Source organism: Enterococcus raffinosus (assembly GCF_019175485.1).
GTDB classification, from domain to species: domain Bacteria; phylum Bacillota; class Bacilli; order Lactobacillales; family Enterococcaceae; genus Enterococcus_A; species Enterococcus_A raffinosus.
Window position 1 is genome coordinate 736,267 of record NZ_CP072889.1, and the last position, 22,824, is coordinate 759,090.

Below are 22,824 nucleotides of genomic sequence, written 5' to 3' on the forward strand. Positions count from 1 at the left end.
TTTTTTCTATTAAAGTAAATGAAAGCGATACCTACTATTAATTTGTTTTTTTGAAGAAAGTGGGAAAGAATAATTGAAGGATGAACGAATTGGAGGAACCACGAATGGTTGAAATGGCTTTAAAAAATGTCTATAAACAATATGACAACAATCCCAAATACTCAGTAACAGACTTTAATTTGGATGTAAAGGATCAGGAATTCATCGTCTTTGTCGGTCCTTCCGGCTGTGGAAAATCAACCACTTTACGCATGATTGCCGGATTGGAGGATATTTCAGAAGGCGAATTTTCGATTGGTGGAAAAATCATGAATGAGGTGGCGCCGAAAGACCGCGACATTGCCATGGTTTTTCAAAACTATGCCCTATATCCTCATATGACGGTCTTTGACAATATGGCCTTTGGTCTAAAATTACGGAAAATCAACAAGCAGGAAATTAAAAAACGCGTTGATAATGCGGCGGAGATTTTAGGCTTGACGGACTATCTAGACAGAAAACCTGCAGCTCTATCTGGCGGACAGCGTCAACGGGTCGCTCTAGGCCGAGCTATTGTCAGAGATGCTCAGATTTTCTTGATGGATGAGCCTTTGTCCAACTTGGATGCCAAACTGCGGGTAGCGATGCGAGCGGAAATTGCGAAATTGCATCGCCGTTTAAAAACAACGACGATCTACGTGACCCATGATCAGACCGAGGCAATGACCATGGCAGATCGAATCGTGATCATGAAAGATGGCTTTATTCAGCAGATTGGTTCGCCGATCGAGGTCTATAATTCTCCAAAAAATGTCTTCGTGGCAGGCTTTATTGGTTCTCCTGCAATGAACTTCTTCAATGTCACCTTATCGCGAGGAGTCATCACTGACCACCAAGGATTGCGTCTAACCATTCCTGAAGGAAAAAATAACCTCTTGGTTGAAAAGGGCTACGAAGGCAAAGAATTGATTTTCGGTATCCGCCCAGAAGACATCCATACTGAACAAATCGCGATCGATACTGCCCCAGAAGCCACCGTAAAAGCGGAAATCGTCGTTTCCGAGTTATTAGGTGCTGAAACTATGCTCTATTCTCGTGTTGGCGAAACCGAATTTATCTCGCGGGTAGATGCTCGTGATTTCCACCAACCTGGAAAAAAAATCGATTTGGCCTTTAACTTGAACAAGAGCCATTTCTTCGATAAAGAAACAGAAGAAATCATCGAGGTGAGTTAGAAGCCGCTTCTTAAACTCTTCATTACCAAAAATCAAACATCCCTAGTAAACCAAAATCGAATGAAGATTTTGATTTTACTAGGGATGTTTTACTATCTTTTTTTACTATTTGAATCAAGTAGTCAATAAAACCGTCTGAAAATATTCACCAAATCGTATTACTCCACTCTGAAATAACTTATTGGTTTTGAGACCCCTTCTGTTTTCTCTCTAGTTGTTGTTGAAAAGAAAACTATCTCATTCTGGGACAACTGTTTGAGAATAAACCTAGAATCTGTTCTTTTTAGTGGTTTTAGCATCCACCGATTGTCTGAAGTTAAATGTTCTACAACTTCAAACTCAACCCTTTCATCCTCGTTAGGATTCTTCGCATTTTTTATCTCAAGAATAAAATCATTGTCTATTTTTTTGAACTCAATTACCTGAGATAGCTCCTCTGATTCCCACTTTCCGGAAAAACTCTCCAAAAATTCAGCTGTGTTAATAGGTTGCATAACCGAGGAGGAATGAACAGTTGATATTTTTTGTGTCGTCTTATTAGGCGAATTCTTTCTTGGTACCACAAGCAATAGTAAAATCAAGAGCAATAGAAATAATAACCCTAAAAGTTTGTTCCTGTATCTCCCCACACTAAACCTCCTGATTTCATCCAAAGGAATACATATTGTTCGCGTTACCTTTATAATTAAAAGAGCGATTCACACCAAAAAATATCGGTCTTTCACCTTAAATTGGCCTACGCAGCTGCAGAACCAAAACTTCTCGGCGGATGTCCTCCAACACTTTTTCAGCGAAAATATTCGATGATACTAGGAATTTTAGGATTATTGCTCTCTAATCTTCCTCGTATGATATACTAACACAGGCAACTTGCCACGTTGGGTGGTGAGGTTGTTGAAAGATTTAATTTCGTTGGTTGTCGCACCTATTTTCGTAGGTATAGTTAGTAAACTATTTTCTTCATGGCTAGATAAGAAGGACAAAGACGATAACTAAAAGCAGGTTGCTATTCTAGCCTGATCGTTCGTACTCGCAGCGAACGAAAAAATAGCCGTTCCCTTTCGTCGCAGTCAGGGGACGGCTTTTTTTAGTGGTGCTGAAAGATTTAATTTCGTTTCGCAAATACATTTTATCATGAAAACAGTGAAAACTCAATTTCTCACTTCAGCCATAAACAATTCGTGTCATCGAGTATCTACACGCTTTTAATCATCATTATAGTACAACTAAACTACTTGGCAACTACAATCCTTATAAAAAAGATCTGCCTCTATTTTTTTATTAAGTAAATGCCACATTTTAAAAAGTGAAAAGCGGTTCATACATGTTTTTCATTGATTTAATTCATATAACTTCAAATTGGCCTACGCAGCTGCAGAACCAAAACTTCTCGGCGGATGTCCTCCAACACTTTTTCAGCGAAAATATTCGAAGGCACCATGAGCTTCTTTGGAATCTTCTGACTGTTCACCACATGACGCAGCTGTTCAGGGATTAAATAGATCGTATCTTCCTCAAAGACCTTTATCTTGTCGATGAAGGCGGATGTCACTTGATAATTCTCGCCAAAGTGTACCTGCATCTTCGCAATCGGTTCACGATACTGTGAGAACACAAACATTCGGCTGCCCGCACTGCTCACTACTGTCGAAGGCAAAATGTAGACTACCTTTTGTTTTGAAGGTTCCGTTTTTTTATCCATCGTTTGTCTCCTTGTTTTGCTGGCTCTATCAAACGACAATCATGTTCCATACAATGCCGTATTTGTCTTTAACTGATCCATGGAAGGGGCTGTAAAAGGTCTTGGTCGGTGGAAGATAGACCTCACCCGCTTCTTTCAGCGCATCAAACATCGCTGCCGCCTCTTCAACATCGCTTGGATTTACCGTCAAGTGAACGTTATTCCCCACTTGAAACGGAATTGAAAATTCGTCCGCAAAGGTAAACGGCGAACCAAACAACTCCATTTCTCCATGAAGAACATAGTTACTCACGTCTTCCTCCACGCCTTCTGGGATGTAGTCTTGGTACCTTTGGATTGTTAGTTTTTCTCCGGAAAAGACTTCTTCATAATACCGCATCGCCTCTTCGCATTGTTTGTTAAATAGAATGTACGGTGTCACCATGCTTTATCGCTCCTTTGGCTTTGTTTTTTTACTAAGTTATCGTTGAAATAATTAGCCACCAACCCACACCTTATCCTCAATGGCTAGATCCGTATACGTTTCTTCAATTGCGTATGCAGCGAGTTGCGAAAGCTTACAACCACCTGTGAACGTATGAATTTTTTCTGAGACAGCTATCTTTTTAGGTAGTAGGGTTTATCTTGTTTCCAAGGAAATTCGATCAACTATAACTAGGCTTTTGGCAGCGCATCCATTTTATCTTGAGACTCTATTTTACTATATTTCGTGAGAGATAAAAATTGAATTCCTCCTCTTTTCATGAAAGCTAAATATTAAGAAAACATTAAGTACAATAAAAATAATCAGTTTGTCTCAAGTATTTTTTAAGAAAAGTTCAACAGAATTCCTCACTAAAAACATTGATATATCAATTTTTATCAACTAAGCATACACCCCTCTTCGTTGTCAAAGTGCCGAATTCTGCATTTGGCCCTGAATTTTGCAGGGGATTGGGTGCTTCTTTTTTTCAAAAGCCTATGAAATCGGGATTCTTCAAAAAAATTTGGTCGCTAACCCTGCAAAATTGACCCCTAAATGTAATTTTCGCGGTTTTGACCTAGTTTTGTTTTGTGCCTTATCGTTAAGTCACCGGCCGGAACAAAAAACACATGGAGGAATAAACATGATCCAAAAACTAAGCACCAAATTGCAAGTCCAATTGTCTGTCCCTGGAGTGGAAAAACTAAAGAAAATCACTTTTTCAAACGTTGTGGACAACCCTGAGGAAGCAGAAATCATCAAACTAGGGGAAATCATGACAGAGCTAGACCAAGACGACACCTTGTTAGATGGCGTGATCATCACCAGCCAATCTCGTGTGACAAAAAATTAGGAGGAAACTAGATGAAAAAACTTGTATCGATCTTTAAAACCAGCGGCGGTCGCTCACAAACGTGGAGCTATCCAAACCCAGGAGAAGGTAAAGCGCCAGAGGATATCCGCAGTATCTTAGAAAAAATGACGTTGCTACATTTGTTCAATAGAGATGGCGAAAAGTTGTATAACGAAGTCGTCAGCGCCAAATATGTAGAAACGGTCGAGACAATTATTTTTTAATGAATACACTTGAGGAGGCGCGGCTTAGCCGCCTTCCTCTACTAAAAAAAAGGAGGACACCATCCCATGAATGAACAAACCCTTTCGTACCGCCAATTATTCAATTTGAAATCAACCACCTTGGAAAAACGTATCAAAGAGTATTACTACAGTACACAAAACAGCAGCTTAACGATTAAATACATTCTCACTTTGAAAATACGGCACCAGCTAGGTGCGGAAGAGTTTGCTTTCATTTTGAAGGATCTTGTCCGTGAGATTTTTATGAACACCAAGGCTACTCGCACCATGAAGCGCTTCTTCTACTACTTTCAAGATTACTTCATGGCGCCTGAATGGCAAACGTTGAAAATGAGAACCTTCCCTGTCCGAAACTTCGGTGAAAAAGCCGTGTCCCTTGTCCGTTCCTTGATTGCCAAAGTCCGTCCCGATGAAACGAATGAACCTTGATAGAAGATGACCTACGTAAAGAAAAATTTGAGAAAGGAAAATACAGCTATGCGACAGGATTTAGTGGCGACCTTTACCAACGGTCTGGGAAAAACACATGACTGGAAATATAACAATCTAAAGAATGATCTGCCAATACCAGTAATCAAAGAAGCTTGCGAACTCTTAACGACGTTGGATATTTTTGAAGAAAATGGCGTAAAACTATTTGATTCCGTGGTGACGGCGAAGATCATTACTACTAAAGAAACCGAGATTTTTGATAAAGAAAAGGAACCTAAAGAAGACCGCCCTTGTGAAAAAGAAAAAACGGTTCCTTCTCCAAAAATAGAGAAAGAACCGGAAATGCCCGCTGTTAAAACAGGAAACAGCTACGACTATTTGTTTAATACATCGAGAACTGCGATTGCTAAAATTTTGGAAGAACCAGCAGAAACGAGAAACGACTCCCTTTCATTAATAATACCTGCACCACAAATCGGAGAAAAGACGATTACATCATTAGAATTACCTTCTGCTGGAAAAACTTTAACTGAACAGTCAGGTATTGAAGAACAAGAGTCTCCACAAAAAGGGCTTCTCGCTTGGATTCGTCAAAAAATCAATCGAAACAAGGACGATCCAGATATCCGTTCTCGAAACGGTGATCCCAGCAGCTAAATTCTGCCCTTCTCAAATAAATTACGCGTAGGTCTCTTGCTTGAGTTGTCAGCCTCCACATCAGAGAGGAGGTGATGCACCTTGAGCGAGCTGATTCGATATGTCCTCGCTCCGCTCTTTGTGGGGCTGATCATCGCCCTGGTCAACCACTGGCTGAGCGGGCGTGATCCATGACGACTAGAGACAAATACACCTGCGGCAATGTTGGTTGTCGCAGGTGTCATTTTCAAACATTCGTAATCGCCAGTTCTAACTCCTAGGTCAAAACCAGACTTCTCTCATTTTTTCTAAAAATTCTTCTGATAAAGTGTAGTGATCACTTTTAGGTAAAACAGAATCAATGCCGCAGTTAGGGCACTCTGCCGTATCACCTGAAGCATCCTGAATCCATGACTCAATCCTTTCATAATCAAAGAGCAGCCCGCAATAAAAGCAGCCACAGAGTCCAGATTTTTTTAATAATTCTCTGTTCCCTGTACAAAATCGGTGAGCATTTTTATAGAGTTCTTCCATGTTTTATACTCCTTTCTTCCCTCTACGTTTTTACTTGCTATTATCATAAGTGTAACTCTTTTAGTGACTGTTCGTTTAGTTTTTTTGTACAAGGTCCAAAACACAGATGAGAAAACTTATAAAATCACTAGCGCAACAAGATATATAATCTAAACAGACGAAGCTTCTATTGATTAGAAACTCCGCCTTCTTTCCACACCCACACTGTATTGAAAATTATTCACCGGCTTGTTTCTCAAGAGAAACCGGCTTGACAGAACCGTCCCATTTTTTTAATATCCAATTTTGTACCTCTTTGTTATGCAAAATCTTTGTCAATTTCTTAATTCGCGGATCGTTTTTGTCTTCTTCCCGCACAGCAATAATGTTCCCATAAGGCGAATTATCTTCCTCTAACAGAATCGCATCCTTTACTGGATTCAATTTAGCTTGATAGGCAAAATTGGCATTAATGGCAACCAGATCGCCTTCTTCATTCGTGTAGGCACTAGTTAAAAGAGAGGGGTCAATAGAATGCTCAAATTTCAAATTTTTCGGGTTTTCTGCAATATCATCAAAACTGGCAGTCTCTAAGTTTATCCCTTCCTTCACCTTGACTAGGCCAGCCTTTTGAAGAATCGTAATGATTCTTCCCCAATCCGAGACCGAATTCGAGGTGATGATCGTCGCGCCATTTTTCAACTCATCCAATGAATTGATCTTTTTTGAATACAAGCCCATTGGTTCGACATGAACGGCTCCAGCATTCGCAAATTTATACTCATTTTCCTTGATTGCTTGTTCAAAGAAAGGAACATGCTGGAAATAGTTCACGTCAATATCTTCATCCGCTAACGCCTTATTGGGGAGGATATAATCGTCGAAGTTTTTAATCTCCAATGTGACGCCTTCCTTTTCCAATAAGGGTTTCACATGCTCCAGTATTTCTCCATGAGGTGTGGTCAAGGTGCCAATCACCAGCGTATCTTCTTTTTTTTCGCTTGTTGAGGCCTTAGAACAGCCAGTCAGTATTAGAATGACTGTCAATAAGCTTGCCAAATAAATTGCCTTTCTCTTCATACATTTCTTCCCCTTTTACTTTTTATTAACCACGTTTGTAGCATTTCCTTAAAAATGACCGTAGTATCTGGTTTGGACTACCGCCGAATATACCCATTTTATTAAGCTGATAAAATCAAACACTGGCAGTCCGGATGCCTGTTGAATGGCATAAGAATATGGTGGCAGGTCACTGCATTCCAGCAAAACCGCTCCGATTTCAGAAGATTTACTCAGTTCTTTCTTCACCGTCTCAACCAAGTCTGCTTCAAGCTTCTGATTATCCAATACGGTTCTTCCCCAACGAATCGCAGAAAAGCTTTCTAGCGCACCAATCTCGCAAATAACACAATCCGATAAGTCTGCACCGGCTGAACTAAAAAAGGCGTCGTCAATATCTTTCCCGCTAGCTACCAAGGTTAAGATTTTCTGCTTTTTTTTGAGTCCTATTTTTATAAGCGGAACCTGACTGATACTGGACAAAAATACAGGGATGGCTACCGCTTCTGCTACTGTCTCTTGAAAATGACCAAAGTAGCCGCAGGCACCAACAATTGCTCGTACTCCTTGTTTTTCAAGCCTTTTAGCAGCATTGATAATTTGATCCTTGATATGTTCGCTTCCCTCAAACAATTGTTCAATTTCAAAATCAACCACCTCATATAGAACTGGAAAGTCAAAGGTCGTCGCATTAGCTACATTGCCCGGTAGTTTAGGATAAATTAAATTGACCGCAATAATCCCGATCGCATAGCCGGAAAATGGAGTGGGTGCAGATTGAACCGTGGAGGACAACTCTGCTTCTGTTTGAAGATTGCTCCTTCTCATCACTCTATCACTCCTCGATTCAAATAATTTAATAGCGCCTTTTGATCCAAATGCCCAATACCTAAATCTTCTAAGGTTAAGCCTTCTTTTAAGAAATCTCGTCCAGTCATCACCGAGGCCAACGTAATCATACTATCGATCACTTTCGTCTCAACATTGTATTTTTTCCCTAATTCATGATAGATATGGCAGCCGACAGGTATGTCTTCTGTAATATAACGATCATGGATACTGAAGGGACCTGTTCCAATAGCCATCTCAAATTGTTCATCAAAGGGAACGATACACTCCTCTCCCATATATTCAGGTCCCAAAATACTCGTTCTCGAAAGGAAATTTTTCTTTGGGAAACGCTGAAGATCCACTCCGATTGCTTCAGCTAAAGCCACTTCTTCTAAATAAAAGGCATATTGTACTTCCGAAATCGATTCGCAATAGGCATGGGAATAAATTGAGTAGGTGCTTTTATCATTCCCTCCAAAAACTCTTCCCCAATTCTCCATGACACCGACGCCTAAGATTGTTCCTGGACAATGCAGAACGGGATTCACATTACTAAACCCGATATCTAATACTGTCTTTCCCCCGATTGGCCCGTCTCCGTTTGTGATGGTGTCAAAGCAGCCTAACGCCTGTGTACTTTGTAAAAAAAGCTCTTGGTCTGTTATGGGCAAAGCAGCCCCCCGCAGGGTAATTGCCCGATACATCAAGCTGACTTCCGGGGTTAATACGCCCCCTTCCTTAACGACCCTCGCACCATAAGGAGCACTGGACCAGCCGCCAACGACGACAGATTTGTCGCAATTACTTTCACGCATTTTCTTTCGCAACTTTAACGAGCCAAAATTATCTGGAATAATGTGAACAATCATATTGTCTTCTAAAGCAGGGACCAATTCTTCGAAAAAGGCATCGTGAGCAATCGATGGCACCGCAACAATAATCAGCTTGCAGCCGGCAACACAATCTTTTACATTCGTGGTGATTTTATTCAAATCGGCTTGGCCGGAACGCTTGAATCCATATTTATTATTTTGCTTTCCTGTAAGCAGGATCCCCGTACGTTCGATATTTTCTAACGTTGTTTCAGCAAAATTTGGTAAATCACAAATATTGACTTGGTTCCCACTTAACACACAATCCGCAGCAATTGCCTTTGCGGCCGCTCCGCCTCCCAACACAGCAATTGGCGTAGCATTATTTCTTTTCTCATTACTCATTTCTTTTCCTCCTTTGTATTTAAAACAAAAAAAGGCTCTATAATATCTAGTGTTGGTGACACCTTCTGTTGCCAACACTTTTTCTTTTTTTCTAATAAACGCAAACAGACACCTTGAAATCCTTTAGAATAAAGTCGACGAAAACCATTCAAAGGAGTGTTTCAAGATGTCCTATTCAGAGTTTACCAAAGAGTTACTAGATATTCTAGACCTAAATCTTACCTTTCATGAGAATGCCTTTCGCAAAGAGCGAATCAAGGACGAGACCTGTTTTGTTTTTGATGGCACATTAACCTATCGACCAGAAGAATGCTTTCATTGCCGCTATGAAAATGATCAAACGATCATTAAATGGGGCTGGAAGAAAGTCTCTATCTTATTAAATGACGTCAGTAACTACAAGACGATTCTGCGGATAAACAAGCAACGCTTTAAGTGTAAACACTGTGGGAAAACTTTTTTAGCCGAAGATTCGGTTAGTGATCGTCACTGCTCCATTGCCCGCAGAGTCAAACAAGCCGTTCTCGAACTATTAAGTGAGCCTCTTTCTATGTCCTTGATCGCACGCATGAAACACGTTTCTCCAACAACGGTTATTCGGATCCTTCGCAGCCTTCGGCCTAAAACCATTTCTTTGAACCAGCCACTGCCAGAAGTGTTGTGTTTTGATGAATTCAAATCAGTGAAAAATGTCTCGGGTGCTATGAGCTTTGTCATGATGGATGGCAAAACCCATCAACTGATCGACATTGTGGAAAATCGTCAACTCGATCCTTTACGCGACTATTTCTTGCGTTATCCCAGAAAGGTACGGGAACAAGTACGTCTAGTGGTTTCAGATTTCTATACACCCTATCGTACATTGGTGAAAGATTGTTTTCCGAATGCCCGAATCGTCGCCGATCGCTTTCATATCAGTCAACACATTGGCCGAGCATTTACCAATCACCGAATTCAGATAATGAAGTCCTTTAGAAAAGGCGACAGTCGATCAAAACATTTAAAGAAATACTGGAAACTGCTTCAGAAGAATGCGTGGGAATTGAAGGGGAGACACCGCTACTGGCGACCTTCTTTTCGGGCACATCTAACGGAAGCAGAAATCGTCGATCGCCTGTTGTCTTACGATGACTCCTTAAAGCAAGGCTACGAAGTCTATCAGCACTTTCTGTCCGCTATCAGAAGACGAGATGTTCCTGATTTCACGAAGCTTTTAAAGGAAAATTACAAAGAGTTACCAGAACACTACCAACCAGTGATTACGACCTTCAAAAAGTACCAAACAGAAATCAAACGCGCGTTGCGGGTTCCCTATTCCAACGGGCCACTGGAATGTTTGAACAACCATATCAAAGTACTAAAACGAATGGCCTATGGCTTTAGAAACTTCCAAAACTACCGAGAACGAATCTTTTTGTATCGCGGAAAGTATTTCAAGAAAACCACCCAAATGAACAAGACCAGAACGACAACACGGCTAGACAAAAGAGCTGCCTAGCCGTGTGAATGACTTGATTATTCTATTGAATTTCTTCACCAACACTCATTGACGAAGAGCCCAAAAAAATCGTCCTTGATTTGTATTCAAAATACAAATCAAGGACGATAAACATACCTTATCGCGGTACCACCTTCATTACTTGCCTTTACAGCAAGTCGCTTTTCGGTTACAGAAAAATATTCGATAACCTATCACTGTAACGGGTGAACCCGTAGTATCTAAAGATTGCTCCCTCGATAGCTAACGCTCAAAGACCATTTTCACAAGGCTTGACTATCTCTTTTCACCAAACAGAGACTCTCTGGAAATCTTACATTGCTACTCTTCTTATCGTTGCTTAATTATATTTTAATTTAAACACAATAATAGGTTAGTTGCTCCTAAATGTCAACATTGAATAGTAAAAATTATTCTCTAGTGAGATCGAGAATCTCTTGCTTTGATTAAAATGAATTGGGCTGCTAGGTGTTCGATTCGATGAATTATTAATGCAGTTGGACGAACAAAGCCACAAAACTAGTAAGGAACAAAATCATACTTATTTTTTAATATCATTGATATCATCGGTAATAACCCAATCATCCATATTCTTTTCTCTATTGTAATAAAAGGGCTCGATCTGCTCTAAATGGTCGACCTCATAGAGTCCTATACACTTTTTCCCGTACCATCTCGTCTTTTGCTTTTCGGATAAATTAAGTGCTTCTCCAAAACCTTTGATGAACGCTGTAGATTCTTCAGGGGTCATTTTATATTTTTCTACTACCTTGGTTAAAACACCGCGATAATTTACTTCTAAATTTCCACCTTTTTCAACAAAATAGAGAATGTCCCCCTCTTTTGCTCGACCACCAAGCGGGCTTTTCTTTCCTGCAGCGCCGCGGATAATCATTGATTTTGTCCCATTTATCAGTTTTTCTAGTTCTTTTCCTTCATTATCCAGATAAACCAAGTGCTCTGCTTGCCCGTCTCTTTTTTGATACCATTCTGCACTAGCCATTTTATCTCCTCCACCATTAAAATTTATTTAGCTACCATTTATTTTATAGGAATCTTACTTGGAAAACTACCTCATTTATTCACGGCCTCTTCAGTCGTAAACGAGTGAAGACAGAAATTACTTCACCGCATGGGTGACTCTTAATGGCTTCATTAGTAAATTGTAGAATTATTGGGTACACAAAATAGTTTGACGAGAAAGCAACTTTTGTTCCATCCTCGTTGATTCTTCTTCCCAGTCTGTTCTTGTTTTTCTTATAAACAGTGTCGATTTTTTTGAAAGATCTTCTTTGCTATCCCCTTTACTAATTAATAAATCCAGCGGAAATAGTTTAGATTTCCTTCACAAAAGGTGCTTCTTAACTATCATAAAAAGAATCTCTCTTTTGAAAAAAAGTATTTCAAATGTTGATTTTTTTCATGACTATGCGAATCACTCTATCTGCTGCAACTATCATTGGCGTCGAAAGATTGTTTATGACTGGCGTCTATATTCGAACAAGAAATTTATGGATTTCATTTATGCTACATTACATTTTCGATATGATAATATTTTTATCGGTAATGCTTGTTCAGCACTAAAGAACAATTGTAAACAATTGCTTAAAATTTGAAAACCAAAAATGACAAGGATGCCTGATTCTGATGACACGCTAAGATTTTCTCATTGAGGGACAGTCGATGCTCCCCCAATGAATGTGTTCAATGTTGACCCCGAAGATCTTTTTAGAAAAATCATCCATTCAGATAGAATTCATGCTTTGGCTGCAAGAGAATTCTTTATGCTTCGTAGATAAAGAGTTAGGGAAACAAGCGTAGTTTTTTCACCTTTTTCCCTTTTATCATAACTCGTAGGTTACATAACAAAAGGGATGGCCGAATCCTTCTTCCTCAAAAATTCTTGACACAAAAATCCCTATAAAGTAGTTTTGGAATTTTTTTCCTTTTCTACTTTATAGGGAATCCTTCATAATAGGAACGCTTTTTTTATTCTACTGATAAGCTTTTACACAGACTTAAACATCGATGAACGAAATAAGGAAGGGATGCTTCTTCATTTTAGCTAAATTATTCCTTTGCTTTCTTTCTCAAATATAGTCCTCCGCCTATGCTCGCTACTAAAAGTCCACCCACTATGGTGAGCCACCAACCTTTTTCTTCACCGGTTCTTGGTAACCCATAACTAGTAAAAGAAGTTGTTGTGTCCTGCGTTTTTTCCGAGTTATTTTTTTCGGCTTTCTTTTTAAGTGTATTCGTAATCAACAGGTTCCCAGTCTTTTCTCCAGCTATTGATGCTGTATAGCCAGCCGGAATAGCTACCTCTTTAATCGTATATTGAATTGGGTTTCCAAACGGATCATTCAAGTCGAGATTATCCCAAGTAAACGTCCAATTCATTTTTTCGCTCAATTGCACTGGTTCCCCTTGCTTCTGACCATTCGCGTATAACTGAATCATGATATTCTCTGGGCGAAGATGGGTTTGATCGTTATTATCTTCCCAATGTTTCGTAACCGTGCGACTTGTTTTTCCGTCTTGATACGTATTCGTAATATCGAAACCTTTTATTTGGGTTGTATAGTGTGCCACACTATCCTCTGTTACTGTATAAATAATTTCACGATCCTTGTTAAATTTTGGTAACTCTTTAAACTCATAACACCAATTGTCGGCTTCACTTACTTTCTTTGAATCAACTTGTAGGCCGTCTGCCAATAGATTTACTGTTATCGTTTCTGGTCTTTTTCCCGCTTGATTATTGTTGTCTTCCCATTTTTTTACTCCAGAAACGTTTATCGTAGGCGTTTCTTTTTTATTTATGATTGTTTTTAAAACGGATCGATCACTTCCAAAATCATCAGGAGAAATCTTAATTTCATCACTTGATAAAACATATCCAGGAGGAGCTTTGGTTTCTTTCAGGGTATAACTATCCTTCAATAACTGATGGATGAGTCCGTGACCGTTCTCATCTGTCTCAATAGTTCCCACAACTACTCCTGTTCTATCTCGAGTAATCTCAAATACCGCTCCTGCTAATCGTTCATTTGTTTCATTTGTTTTATGGATCTCAATTGTGTAGTTGTACCCATCTGCTTCACCACTACCTGATTGATAAGTTCGAGTTACCTCGACATCGTTTATAACGACTTGATTATCAGTCATACGAGCATAGTTTGTAAATTTTTCACCCTCAATAGGTTCGTGGTCCGATTTTGTTTTATAAGATATTTGGTACTCTTTATTTCCTATATCTCCTAAATGAATCGAAAATCCCTTCTCACTAAACTCAATAGTGTATTGGTCCGTAACATTTTCTTCTTCTTCAAAAATCCAAATATGATTACTATTTAATTCCCAATTGCCTACTTTAATGGAAAATGTGTCTTTCATATAAGACAATCCATCGGTTTTTAAAATATCCTCTATCGTTACATCCGAGTAAGTATTTCCAGATGGATTTACTCGTAATTCATTGTATATTTCTGTGCCTTCAGCATTTGTAAACCAAGAAAACTTCGAAAATTTTTCATTTTCATCATCTCCTTGATTCTCAAAATGAATGTCCCCGGCAAATATCTGTTCACCCTCAACATCAATATATATAGGAACATCCGTTTTATTCTCTACTGTGCTGGTATCAATTTTACTAATAAAATACAATTTTCCAGAAATATTGGAGTGTTCTTCGACAAAAGACGTATAGGTCAATGTAACTGTATTATTGCTAGCATTTGTGTTTGCAACAGCTATTATATCTCCAGAGTCATTAGTCACATTGAATGTGATATTGCTTTCTAACATGAATTCTGATGGCAATGTGATTGTACTTGTGTCACCGTTACTCACTTCATTATTCGGCAATGAAAAAGCAATGTTCACCCGAATCTCCGTATATTGAGTGACTTCAGTCAGAGGATTGCCTGCCGAATCGGTTAAAGAAATACTATCCACGATATTAGCAACTGCCTTCCGAGATGAGGGGCCTCGTGGTTGATTAGTAGTTGAATTGGATTGCTGTCTTCGATCTATTTTCTCGCTTGTTGAAGTAGCTTGTTCTTGAGAGTTTGAAGAAACAACTTCCTTCTCCTTTTGAGTTGAGACCGATAAAGCATCCTCATTAATCTTGTTGACTACTGATTCAGAGTCATTGTGGAGCGTTTGCTGTGTGCTTTGGCTTGAGTCAGTTGTTTCTGCCAACGCAATGAACGAGACTGTCAAAAATGAACTGATCATGATGACGAGACTCAAATATAAAGATACCCTTTTTTTCATTTTTTATTCCCTCTCGTAATATATATTTTGAAACGATTTTCATCGTTCCAGTCACCCTTTCGGGTTATTCCTTATTAAATAACTTTAAAACCTTGGCTATTGACTTTTGTTCCTGAATAATAGACTTGTGGAAATGGTCTATCGAAACACTGCTATTTTCCTTTGTAGCTATGACTACAGCAGAAAGCCTGCATCCCGACTTATTGGTTATCATGCCTCAAACCCATTAGCTGTACCGTTTACTTTTTATACTATTTCTAGTAGGAAATAGAGTGGCTTTTAGAAAGTAAACAATTGAGTACTATTAAGCGAGACTGCGGTTATCCAGTAAGGTTCAGGGATAAACTTCAATAGCTAAGTATTTCCAAATAATTTACGAAAGGAGGCCCTTCCATGAAATTATTTATCGGTTTAGATGTTAGCTCTCAAAAATTAGATACTTGTTTTTTAACAGATTCAAAAGAAATTCTATTTGAAGATTCACTTAGCAACGATTTGATCGGAGCTAGTGAAATCAAACAAAAAATTCTGAATTACCAAGAAACCTGCGATTTCAGTCGAATTGTCATAGGCATGGAATCAACCTCTGTCTACAGTTTTCATCCATCAATGTTTTTCTACTTAGATGAAGATTTAAAGCAGTTACCTGTCGAAGTTACTGTAGAAAATCCTTATAGAATCAAACAGTATTCAAGAATGTTTGATCAGGATAAAACAGATAAAATTGATGCACGGATCATAGCCGATTATCTGCGAGTAGATCTTCATACACTATCTCCTATTAAAGAAGAAATCTATGTTGGTCTTCAACGATTGACAAGATCTCGTTATCAATTAGTAACTCAAATGGTAGAAGCCAAACAACATTTTTTAGAAAATCTAACGTATAAATGTAACACCTTATCAAAAGAACTTGCGAATGAAGACAATAAAACTTCCGTATTCGGAACTACGATTATGAACCTCCTAACAGAGGACATTACCTTAGACGAATTTTCAGAAATGCCTTTGGAAGAAGCAGCCGAATTACTTCAAAAGCTAGGAAAAGGTCGATTCAAAAATCCAGAGCAACTTGTCAAAAGTATTAAAAAAGCTGTTCGTAGTTCTTATCGTTTAGGTAAAGTAACCAAGAACTCTATTGATCTTGTGTTAGGAATAATAGCCAATGAAATCAAATTTCTAAAAAAACAGATTAAAGAAATCGAAAAAGCCATTACTGCCTTACTTGAAACAATTCCAGAGGCCCAATGCTTGTTAAGCGTCCCAGGTTTAGGGCCTGTTTATACCGCAGGCTTAATCGCTGAGATTGGTCAAATCGAACGATTTGACGATCAATCTAAATTAGCAAAGTATGCGGGTCTAACTTGGACTAAGAATCAATCGGGAAACTCTCAATCTGAAAACACACCACTAAATCGTTCTGGAAATCGCTATTTTCGTTACTACTTAATTGAAGCCACCAATCGAGTAAGAATCACGCTTCCAGAATTTAAAGAGTACTACCAAAAAAAGAAAAATGAAGTACCTAAACACAAACATAAGCGAGCGCTCGTCTTAACCGGAAGAAAATTTGTGCGCTTGATCGATGTGCTACTACGCAACGGTCAACTCTATCAGCCAACGAAGGTGGTGATAGAAAAATAACGCAAAGTTATTTGCACAAAACCTCGTAATCAGCCCGAAAAAATTTGAATTTTCGTCGGGTCTAGTTCAGTGCGGTCTAATCTTTGAAAATCTAACTCATTTTTTTAAATTTCTATCTTGACTTATTACCATTAGGCTTTCTTTGCCCCTTATTTCATTAAACTATTTTGATTATATATATATTATTTTTATAGTTCAAGGATTTATTTGTAATCTTCAAAGATTAAATTCCCACAAAACTATCCAGTTACAGATAATTAATACATCCATAAAGTTAATTTTTCTTTTAAAAATTAACTGTTCCTTCTGCTTTCCTTTAATAGCTATGCTAGCAACAATTAACCCGAACTATTTTCATCGCAGGCATTTGATTTTATTGCTTCGTCTCCATTGTTCTTTTTAGGCTTCTTTTTTCACACGTATTAAAAGTTTTTTTATCTACGAAACTTTCTTTATCCTTTAACAATAAAAATTCAAAATCCGATAATCCAATCGCTATTCTTCCCTTTTGAGAGGTCTTTTTACAAGGCTAAAAATTCTTTTGAACTACTCACAAAGCAGGTGGATTTCAAACAAAAAACACTGACGGTAAAAAACCATCAGTGCTCCACAACCAAGCTTATTCGCCCATAATCATTAAAAATTTCAGGTTCCTGTCCGTTCGCGATTTTGATCCTAATCGACAAAATAGATGTAGCCGATTAAGAATTCACTATCTTAACTTTTTATTCCTCAGACAAGCCTCTATTGAAAACGAGCGTATGGCGTCACTTAGTTTAACCCATACTAATAATCTTTCCTCTAATTAGATCCCTCGTTCTCCTAAATTCAGATAGAATTTCTTCTTCAGAACCAGTGGCTTGCGCTGGGTCTTTCAAGTCCCAGTGCTCATGGGCAGCATCCTTAGGTATGGTCGGGCATTTATCCTTTGCATCTCCACAAAGGGTGATGATCAAGTCTGCCTTTGCAAAATAATCCATATCTATCAAATCAGATGTCTGATTAGAAATATCAATTCCATCTTCAGCCATTACCTTTACGGCTCTAGGGTTTAAGCCATGGGTTTCAATCCCTGCACTTCTGATCTCAAAATCTGATTTCGGCAAAAGTTTGCGCGCGTACCCTTCCGCTATCTGACTGCGGCAAGAATTACCCGTACACAAGAAATAAATTTTTTTCATTACTGCTTTCCTCCATTTAATTACTCGTCATCAAGAAACCTATATATAGACAAACGTCTATGTATAGGCTAAAAATTATACCCTTAATGGGCTAAAGTTTGGTTGCCATTCTTCAACAGCGAATTTTCCTTTTGAAAGATCTGAAACTTTTTCGATCCATTCCAATTCATTGAAGGAACGGGCTTTCAAAATAGCATTTTGCGTATTCGTTGCCAGCATGCTTTGGTTCACTAGCCACCAGGTATGGGCAATTTTGGCACGCTCCAAATCTTCATCCAACCTCATTGATTCATAGACAGGCGTTGTTTCTGGTAAGGTGACCATCAATACTTCCGTTTCTTCTTTGTTCTGAAGTCGCGGTAATAATTTTTGAATGGCGATGGGAACTTCTCCAGAGCTTCTTTCAACTTCCTTTGCATAGCTTTGAGTAGAGTCTAGTAAAAGTAAGGTATGTCCTGTTGGCGCTGTGTCAATTACAACCACTTCATTTTCCGCTTTGTCTACAATTTCCGCAAATGCTCGGAATACTGCAATTTCCTGTGTACAAGGCGAGCGTAGATCTTCTTCAACGTAGGCAACATCATCTGCTTTCATTGTCTCACGAGCTTTGGTAAGCACTTCCTCTTTATAGGCTGCTAGTTCCTTTTCTTCATCAATGTGACTAATTGAAATAGGTAAATCCTTTGATAAAAATAGATTCAGATGATCGGCTGGATCCGTCGTAGCCAAATGAACATTCTTGCCTGATTGTGCGAACTTCTCAGCAATTTTGATGGCGATCGTGGTCTTGCCTACTCCGCCTTTCCCCATGGTAAAAATGATTTTTTTATTTGTATGAATAAACGCGTCGACAATTGCATCCAAATTACGGAATTCAGCATGTTCTTGCTCTTCTTCCACAATAGCAGGCTGCTGATCCTTTAATAGCAATTGGAGCTTCTCTATCCCTGTGACATTATATGGTCTAAGGGGGATGTAGTAGGTTTCGAATTTAGTTAACGCGTCTGGCATAGTACTCAAATCATTCTGCTGCTCTCTATAAATCTCTTGGGAAATAGCGTCATCATGAGATTCTAATAAGCCATTGATAACTAACTTTTGATTTTTAATGCCTAATTTCAACAATTCTTCTGATGCACGCTCTGCTTCAATCAAAGGAGCAGATTGCGGACGAGCAACTAAGATCAAGGTCGTTTGGGCAGCATCGCTCAAGGTTTCGACAGCTTTTTCATACATGTCCTTTTTATCACCTAACCCGGATAACTGACCTAAGCAGGAAACGCCTGTCGTGTTTTCATCAAGAAAATTATTCCAAGCAGAAGGCAATTGGAGCATTCTTAATGTATGGCCAGTCGGTGCCGTATCAAAAATGACATAATCGAACTGATCTGCAACTTCTCCATCAGTCAAAAAGTTAGCAAATTCGTTAAACGCCGCAATCTCCACGGTACAAGAGCCTGAAAGCTGTTCTTCCATATTTAGTAAAGCGCTATCAGGAAGAAGCCCACGATAGGGACCAATAACACTTTCCTTATACTCTTCAGCAGCAGTTATTGGATCAAAGTTCGCTACCTTCAAATGATCTATTCCTTCAATCGCTGTCGGTTTATTGGTTAAAGTGGTTTGAAAGACATCCTGCAGGTTTGAAGCCGGATCGGTACTAACCAACATGACCTGATTGCCTTCTTGCGCCAATGAAGTCGCTGTGGCACAGGCCGTCGTTGTTTTTCCGACACCGCCTTTTCCAGTGTAAAACAGATATTTAGTTAATCCCAATTTTTGGGGAATGTATTGGCGCATGCCATCTCCTCCTTCGTTTGTTTTGGAGAAGGCCATTAGCAACAGCCTTCATTTCCGCTGTTTCCACCACAGCACCCGCCTGTATTGTTTGCTGGTTGAGTCACAAAATGCACATCTCCGTATTTTCCAAATTCTTCTAAGCTAGGATATGAGCCTTCTTTGACAATTTTTCCATCTAGCAGGGTTACAGGTAAAATATCATTCCCTTTTTCTTGAAGTAATTTCAATATTGTAGGATTGTTCACAAACGCATCCGGATCACTGGTTAAATTATGACGTGACACGTCGATTGAATCCAACCCTTCAAATGTTTCAAACACTGAAGTGACCATCAACAACTCCTCATCCACAGAGGGACCGCAAATCCCTGTTGAACAGCACATTGCTGGTTCAAATAGTTCCAATTTTTTCATCATTTTTCTCTCCTTTACAATCACAGTTTATTTTTTTACAAATGCAATCCTCTTTTGCTGAAAATAATTGCATCATTGAACCCATAAATTGATCAACAAAACGATCCGTCAATTGATAATGGTGCCACGTTCCCTCTTTAGTCACGAGGACAACACCAGCTTTTTCCAACACCTTCATATGATGTGATAGGGTTGGTTGAGTAAAATCAAAATGATCCAAGATATCGCAAGCGCATAAACTACCACAAGACAAAAGATCAACGATTTTAAGACGTTTCGGATCAGCAAGTGCCTTTAGCGTTTTAGACATTTCATCATAGTTCATTCGTGTTCCTCCTTACATAGATGATCATCTATGTTTATAATATAGACAGTCATCTATGTATTGTCAATCGTTTCTGTCCTGCTGTTTTTACTTTAGACATACCCGGGCTCTCCTTTTGCTTGATAAATCTTCAATCTCTGCTATCAGCTCAATGGCACGCTAAAGAGGATCCGCTAACGTGATCCGATTTTGTAAAACGTCTTCCCGCAAAATTTTGCACATTTTCTCTGCTTCTTCAAAACAAGGACTGTGAGCGGAATGATTAAAGGTATAGAAACCAACCATTGGCGCTTTAAGCTTCTGAGCGTATTTTTGGGCAAGGGCGTAGGAGACTTGGTAATCAAAACGGCCATGAAGAATATAGACTGGAATCGCTAATTCAGGTACCTCTTTGGCTAGATCAATAGTCATGATCTCATCCCATAAACAGTTTAACGCAAAGGAGTTGCCCCGCATAAATTGAACCTTTTCCCTCAATGTGTACCCTTTGAACCGCATTAGCATGCTGCCAATTTTCATACTTGATCGGCAATTGCGCATGAAACCAACTCCCAGCTTCATCATCCCTGCGCTCCTTGCAGAAATGTACGCAGTAGACACTTCTCCACCCTGATCGATGGAAAATTTTTCGAGCTTTTTGATCATTTTTTGATGCTTATTCTTCCGATATTCATCCAGCATGTATGAATACGCTAGCCGTTCTGATTCTAGCTGATGACTCATTTGGCCGATCCCAATGTAGGCTTGAAATAATTCTGGTCTTCTTTGAGCAGTCAACATGCCAAGCAGGGTTCCCCAGGAATGCCCTATTAAATAGATTTTCTCCCTAGAAAAGCGCTCTCTTAAATAGTCTGTTACCACAAGTGTATCGGCAATCATTTGCTCGATTGTCATTTTTTCTTTTGTGGTATCTTTTTGATAAGATATCCCGCTGCCTCGTTGCTCCCACCAGCAAACGGTAAATATTTCTTCTAACCCTGTCGGATAATCCTGAGTAAAGGCAATCTCAGGTGAACCGGGACCTCCGTGCAAGAATAGTAAGACCGGATTTTCTGTCTGTTTACTTTGTGAGAACATTCCCTGTTGAGTCCCATTGACCTCAATAAAAATTTTTTCCTCCAACATTGCTTTTCATTCTCCCCACTTCTTTTCGTGGCTCCTTTGTTACCGACACTTTTCTTTTACCCATTAGTATACGTGTATTCGTGGCGGTCTACAATGTTGCTTGAACAATCACCTAATAACGAGTACGCAAAAAAAACACTGACAGCAATTTACCATCAGTGCTCCTCAATAAGACTTATTCCCCCATAATCATTAAATTACAGGTCCGTGTCCGTTCGCGATTTTGATCCCAATCAACAAAATACATATAGCCGACCGAACCGATTAATGGTTCACCATCTTTGATGATCACTGTTTCGCTGGCGCCAAATAGAGATCCTTTGATGTGGGCATCGGCGTTTAAAATAGAGACTGGGTCTGGCAAGTAATTTGGGTCTTTTGCGGCCAAGTCCTTTAAGAATTCCACGTGGGCTGGTCCGGGATATAAGTAGTCCGATTCTGTGTATTGTCTTGGGACTAACTTATCTAAGATTCGATTCTGATCGACTTGCAGGAATTCGTCGCCTTTCCAGTCTTTATCGTGTACATATTCTTCGAAAATCACTGAACAGGTCGTATGCGGAGTGGTAATCGCACAAAAACCATCTTTGATTCCTGATTGTTTGATGGCTTTTCTTAGCTGCAGCGTGATATCTAAATACGTGACTTTCCCTGCTTGAGTGTCAAGGGATAGTTGTTCATGTTTTACTGTCATTTTTTTAACCTCTTTCTTTATAGGCTTTTACTAAGGCTTCCACCATATCCGTCAGCATCTCTGCTGGGGAATCGGCATTGGTAATTCCACTGGTACAGCCTGTTCCATCGGCGCCTAATTCAATCGTGCGATAGACATCCTCCGCTTTACTGATTCCTGCTGCCTGCATCACTAAAATCGTGTCATCGATTTCTTTAATCGCTTGATTTGTTTGTTCAATATAGCTGCTGTCGCTGGTTTTTCCTGTACCAATCAGCTCTGTTGGTTCGCATAAAATGACCTCTGCCCCCATAACAGCTACAGCTTTTGCCTCGGAGATTGAATCTGCGCAGACGATGGTTTGAATGCCTAGCTCTTTTGCTCGTTTGATTGATTGCGCTAATGCAGCAACGGTCATCGGACGTTCGGCATGATTTAAGAAGACCGCCCGTGCTCCTGCATGATAGATGGACTCAGGCAGGACATGCCCGATGCCTCGCCCAGGATAAATCCCGTCCATATGCTGCGCCGTAACGATGATATTTTCGGTGGCGTTCTTCACCGCAGCGATATCTGCGAAAGGAACCGTTACCAGAATGGAGCATTCGGGATGCTTCACCGCTAGCTCATCGGCGCGTTTGGCTAATGCTACTAATTCCTCCCCATAGAGATAGGATTTTGGATTGAAGACGAAAAATGGGGATTTAATTTTGTGGGTCATT

At 39.4% G+C, this 22,824-nt stretch carries 25 protein-coding genes and 1 other annotated feature; of the genes, 9 read left to right on the plus strand and 16 right to left on the minus strand.

Annotated elements, in window-relative coordinates:
• Nucleotides 1-104: 104 nt before the first annotated feature.
• Nucleotides 105-1,214, plus strand: coding sequence for an ABC transporter ATP-binding protein (locus J9537_RS18140; protein WP_218257424.1), 1,110 nt, complete (start codon nt 105-107; stop codon nt 1,212-1,214).
• Nucleotides 1,215-1,372: 158 nt separating this feature from the next.
• Here the strand turns inward: J9537_RS18140 and J9537_RS18145 are convergent, their stop codons facing one another.
• Nucleotides 1,373-1,843 carry a hypothetical protein gene (locus tag J9537_RS18145; RefSeq protein WP_028020589.1) on the minus strand — a complete coding sequence of 157 codons (471 nt, stop codon included), beginning with the start codon at nt 1,841-1,843 and terminating at the stop codon, nt 1,373-1,375.
• Nucleotides 1,844-2,108: 265 nt separating this feature from the next.
• Between J9537_RS18145 and J9537_RS18150 the strand changes: the two genes are divergently transcribed.
• The gene (locus J9537_RS18150; protein ID WP_373278400.1) at nt 2,109-2,210 is read left to right on the plus strand and encodes a type I toxin-antitoxin system Fst family toxin; all 102 of its coding nucleotides are present in this window, start codon (nt 2,109-2,111) and stop codon (nt 2,208-2,210) included.
• 358 nt (nt 2,211-2,568) lie between these two features.
• Here J9537_RS18150 and J9537_RS18155 read toward each other — a convergent pair whose 3' ends face one another.
• Both J9537_RS18155 and J9537_RS18160 read right to left on the minus strand, forming a co-directional pair.
• Nucleotides 2,569-2,916, minus strand: a complete 348-nt coding sequence (locus J9537_RS18155) for a hypothetical protein (protein WP_028020588.1) — start codon at nt 2,914-2,916, stop codon at nt 2,569-2,571.
• Nucleotides 2,917-2,944: 28 nt separating this feature from the next.
• Complete coding sequence (locus J9537_RS18160) at nt 2,945-3,340, minus strand: VOC family protein (RefSeq protein WP_028020587.1); 396 nt, start codon at nt 3,338-3,340, stop codon at nt 2,945-2,947.
• Nucleotides 3,341-4,022: 682 nt separating this feature from the next.
• Between J9537_RS18160 and J9537_RS18165 the strand changes: the two genes are divergently transcribed.
• From J9537_RS18165 to J9537_RS20835, 5 genes are all read left to right on the plus strand, one after another.
• Nucleotides 4,023-4,232: a hypothetical protein gene (locus J9537_RS18165; protein ID WP_028020996.1), complete on the plus strand. Its 210-nt coding sequence runs from the start codon at nt 4,023-4,025 to the stop codon at nt 4,230-4,232.
• A gap of 11 nt (nt 4,233-4,243) precedes the next feature.
• On the plus strand, nt 4,244-4,456 hold the full coding sequence (locus J9537_RS18170) for a DUF2922 domain-containing protein (protein ID WP_028021003.1): 213 nt from the start codon (nt 4,244-4,246) through the stop codon (nt 4,454-4,456).
• Between the two features lie 66 nt (nt 4,457-4,522).
• A complete protein-coding gene (locus J9537_RS18175) occupies nt 4,523-4,906 on the plus strand; it encodes a hypothetical protein (RefSeq protein ID WP_028021004.1) in 384 nt (127 codons plus the stop codon).
• Between the two features lie 48 nt (nt 4,907-4,954).
• Nucleotides 4,955-5,566, plus strand: a complete 612-nt coding sequence (locus tag J9537_RS18180) for a DUF2922 family protein (protein ID WP_060789461.1) — start codon at nt 4,955-4,957, stop codon at nt 5,564-5,566.
• A gap of 120 nt (nt 5,567-5,686) precedes the next feature.
• Nucleotides 5,687-5,740: a hypothetical protein gene (locus J9537_RS20835; RefSeq protein ID WP_231371736.1), complete on the plus strand. Its 54-nt coding sequence runs from the start codon at nt 5,687-5,689 to the stop codon at nt 5,738-5,740.
• An 87-nt stretch (nt 5,741-5,827) separates the two neighbouring features.
• On the opposite strand, the gene J9537_RS18190 is transcribed toward J9537_RS20835, so the two are convergent.
• From J9537_RS18190 to J9537_RS18205, 4 genes are all read right to left on the minus strand, one after another.
• Nucleotides 5,828-6,079, minus strand: coding sequence for a hypothetical protein (locus J9537_RS18190; RefSeq protein WP_028020797.1), 252 nt, complete (start codon nt 6,077-6,079; stop codon nt 5,828-5,830).
• Nucleotides 6,080-6,295: 216 nt separating this feature from the next.
• Entirely contained in the window at nt 6,296-7,138 is an 843-nt protein-coding gene (locus J9537_RS18195) for a MetQ/NlpA family ABC transporter substrate-binding protein (protein WP_060789460.1), read from the minus strand.
• A 48-nt stretch (nt 7,139-7,186) separates the two neighbouring features.
• Nucleotides 7,187-7,945, minus strand: coding sequence for an aspartate/glutamate racemase family protein (locus J9537_RS18200; RefSeq protein ID WP_028020799.1), 759 nt, complete (start codon nt 7,943-7,945; stop codon nt 7,187-7,189).
• Nucleotides 7,945-9,165 carry an NAD/NADP octopine/nopaline dehydrogenase family protein gene (locus tag J9537_RS18205; protein ID WP_028020800.1) on the minus strand — a complete coding sequence of 407 codons (1,221 nt, stop codon included), beginning with the start codon at nt 9,163-9,165 and terminating at the stop codon, nt 7,945-7,947. Before J9537_RS18205 ends, J9537_RS18200 begins: the two co-directional genes overlap by 1 nt.
• A 166-nt stretch (nt 9,166-9,331) precedes the next feature.
• Between J9537_RS18205 and J9537_RS18210 the strand changes: the two genes are divergently transcribed.
• Nucleotides 9,332-10,663, plus strand: coding sequence for an ISL3 family transposase (locus tag J9537_RS18210; RefSeq protein ID WP_218256463.1), 1,332 nt, complete (start codon nt 9,332-9,334; stop codon nt 10,661-10,663).
• A gap of 97 nt (nt 10,664-10,760) precedes the next feature.
• Nucleotides 10,761-11,009 (minus strand) — a binding site (T-box leader).
• A 195-nt stretch (nt 11,010-11,204) separates the two neighbouring features.
• On the opposite strand, the gene J9537_RS18215 is transcribed toward J9537_RS18210, so the two are convergent.
• Nucleotides 11,205-11,666, minus strand: coding sequence for a hypothetical protein (locus tag J9537_RS18215; RefSeq protein ID WP_028020801.1), 462 nt, complete (start codon nt 11,664-11,666; stop codon nt 11,205-11,207).
• A gap of 1,067 nt (nt 11,667-12,733) precedes the next feature.
• Nucleotides 12,734-14,941, minus strand: coding sequence for a Cna B-type domain-containing protein (locus J9537_RS18220; protein WP_148405786.1), 2,208 nt, complete (start codon nt 14,939-14,941; stop codon nt 12,734-12,736).
• Nucleotides 14,942-15,334: 393 nt separating this feature from the next.
• Between J9537_RS18220 and J9537_RS18225 the strand changes: the two genes are divergently transcribed.
• On the plus strand, nt 15,335-16,585 hold the full coding sequence (locus J9537_RS18225) for an IS110 family RNA-guided transposase (RefSeq protein ID WP_028020802.1): 1,251 nt from the start codon (nt 15,335-15,337) through the stop codon (nt 16,583-16,585).
• A gap of 776 nt (nt 16,586-17,361) precedes the next feature.
• On the opposite strand, the gene arsC is transcribed toward J9537_RS18225, so the two are convergent.
• The 7 genes from arsC to J9537_RS18260 all read right to left on the minus strand — a co-directional run bounded on the left by arsC (nt 17,362) and on the right by J9537_RS18260 (nt 22,823).
• Nucleotides 17,362-17,766 (minus strand): arsenate reductase (thioredoxin), encoded by a 405-nt coding sequence (arsC, locus tag J9537_RS18230; protein WP_028020803.1) that lies wholly within the window; start codon nt 17,764-17,766, stop codon nt 17,362-17,364.
• Nucleotides 17,767-17,841: 75 nt separating this feature from the next.
• Nucleotides 17,842-19,566 (minus strand): arsenical pump-driving ATPase, encoded by a 1,725-nt coding sequence (gene arsA, locus J9537_RS18235; protein ID WP_060789464.1) that lies wholly within the window; start codon nt 19,564-19,566, stop codon nt 17,842-17,844.
• Between the two features lie 35 nt (nt 19,567-19,601).
• Nucleotides 19,602-19,979 carry an arsenite efflux transporter metallochaperone ArsD gene (gene arsD, locus J9537_RS18240; RefSeq protein ID WP_028020805.1) on the minus strand — a complete coding sequence of 126 codons (378 nt, stop codon included), beginning with the start codon at nt 19,977-19,979 and terminating at the stop codon, nt 19,602-19,604.
• Nucleotides 19,957-20,304 carry an ArsR/SmtB family transcription factor gene (locus J9537_RS18245; protein ID WP_028020806.1) on the minus strand — a complete coding sequence of 116 codons (348 nt, stop codon included), beginning with the start codon at nt 20,302-20,304 and terminating at the stop codon, nt 19,957-19,959. The genes arsD and J9537_RS18245 overlap by 23 nt, the downstream gene beginning before the upstream one ends.
• Before the next feature lie 159 nt (nt 20,305-20,463).
• Nucleotides 20,464-21,429: an alpha/beta fold hydrolase gene (locus J9537_RS18250; protein ID WP_060789456.1), complete on the minus strand. Its 966-nt coding sequence runs from the start codon at nt 21,427-21,429 to the stop codon at nt 20,464-20,466.
• A gap of 175 nt (nt 21,430-21,604) precedes the next feature.
• Nucleotides 21,605-22,123 carry a YjbQ family protein gene (locus J9537_RS18255; protein WP_010744056.1) on the minus strand — a complete coding sequence of 173 codons (519 nt, stop codon included), beginning with the start codon at nt 22,121-22,123 and terminating at the stop codon, nt 21,605-21,607.
• Between the two features lie 4 nt (nt 22,124-22,127).
• A complete protein-coding gene (locus J9537_RS18260; RefSeq protein ID WP_028020808.1) occupies nt 22,128-22,823 on the minus strand; it encodes a triose-phosphate isomerase in 696 nt (231 codons plus the stop codon).
• Between the last annotated feature and the right edge of the window lies 1 nt (nt 22,824).

Excerpts from the sequence above, each read along its gene's own strand:
- J9537_RS18140 (WP_218257424.1), top strand. The coding sequence starts at position 105 with ATGGTTGAAATGGCTTTAAAAAATGTCTATAAACAATATGACAACAAT.
- J9537_RS18155 (WP_028020588.1), bottom strand. The coding sequence starts at position 2,916 with ATGGATAAAAAAACGGAACCTTCAAAACAAAAGGTAGTCTACATTTTG.
- J9537_RS18160 (WP_028020587.1), bottom strand. The coding sequence starts at position 3,340 with ATGGTGACACCGTACATTCTATTTAACAAACAATGCGAAGAGGCGATG.
- J9537_RS18165 (WP_028020996.1), top strand. The coding sequence starts at position 4,023 with ATGATCCAAAAACTAAGCACCAAATTGCAAGTCCAATTGTCTGTCCCT.
- J9537_RS18170 (WP_028021003.1), top strand. The coding sequence starts at position 4,244 with ATGAAAAAACTTGTATCGATCTTTAAAACCAGCGGCGGTCGCTCACAA.
- J9537_RS18175 (WP_028021004.1), top strand. The coding sequence starts at position 4,523 with ATGAATGAACAAACCCTTTCGTACCGCCAATTATTCAATTTGAAATCA.
- J9537_RS18180 (WP_060789461.1), top strand. The coding sequence starts at position 4,955 with ATGCGACAGGATTTAGTGGCGACCTTTACCAACGGTCTGGGAAAAACA.
- J9537_RS18190 (WP_028020797.1), bottom strand. The coding sequence starts at position 6,079 with ATGGAAGAACTCTATAAAAATGCTCACCGATTTTGTACAGGGAACAGA.
- J9537_RS18195 (WP_060789460.1), bottom strand. The coding sequence starts at position 7,138 with ATGAAGAGAAAGGCAATTTATTTGGCAAGCTTATTGACAGTCATTCTA.
- J9537_RS18200 (WP_028020799.1), bottom strand. The coding sequence starts at position 7,945 with ATGAGAAGGAGCAATCTTCAAACAGAAGCAGAGTTGTCCTCCACGGTT.
- J9537_RS18205 (WP_028020800.1), bottom strand. The coding sequence starts at position 9,165 with ATGAGTAATGAGAAAAGAAATAATGCTACGCCAATTGCTGTGTTGGGA.
- J9537_RS18210 (WP_218256463.1), top strand. The coding sequence starts at position 9,332 with ATGTCCTATTCAGAGTTTACCAAAGAGTTACTAGATATTCTAGACCTA.
- J9537_RS18215 (WP_028020801.1), bottom strand. The coding sequence starts at position 11,666 with ATGGCTAGTGCAGAATGGTATCAAAAAAGAGACGGGCAAGCAGAGCAC.
- J9537_RS18220 (WP_148405786.1), bottom strand. The coding sequence starts at position 14,941 with ATGAAAAAAAGGGTATCTTTATATTTGAGTCTCGTCATCATGATCAGT.
- J9537_RS18225 (WP_028020802.1), top strand. The coding sequence starts at position 15,335 with ATGAAATTATTTATCGGTTTAGATGTTAGCTCTCAAAAATTAGATACT.
- arsC (WP_028020803.1), bottom strand. The coding sequence starts at position 17,766 with ATGAAAAAAATTTATTTCTTGTGTACGGGTAATTCTTGCCGCAGTCAG.
- arsA (WP_060789464.1), bottom strand. The coding sequence starts at position 19,566 with ATGCGCCAATACATTCCCCAAAAATTGGGATTAACTAAATATCTGTTT.
- arsD (WP_028020805.1), bottom strand. The coding sequence starts at position 19,979 with ATGAAAAAATTGGAACTATTTGAACCAGCAATGTGCTGTTCAACAGGG.
- J9537_RS18245 (WP_028020806.1), bottom strand. The coding sequence starts at position 20,304 with ATGAACTATGATGAAATGTCTAAAACGCTAAAGGCACTTGCTGATCCG.
- J9537_RS18250 (WP_060789456.1), bottom strand. The coding sequence starts at position 21,429 with ATGTTGGAGGAAAAAATTTTTATTGAGGTCAATGGGACTCAACAGGGA.
- J9537_RS18255 (WP_010744056.1), bottom strand. The coding sequence starts at position 22,123 with ATGACAGTAAAACATGAACAACTATCCCTTGACACTCAAGCAGGGAAA.
- J9537_RS18260 (WP_028020808.1), bottom strand. The coding sequence starts at position 22,823 with ATGACCCACAAAATTAAATCCCCATTTTTCGTCTTCAATCCAAAATCC.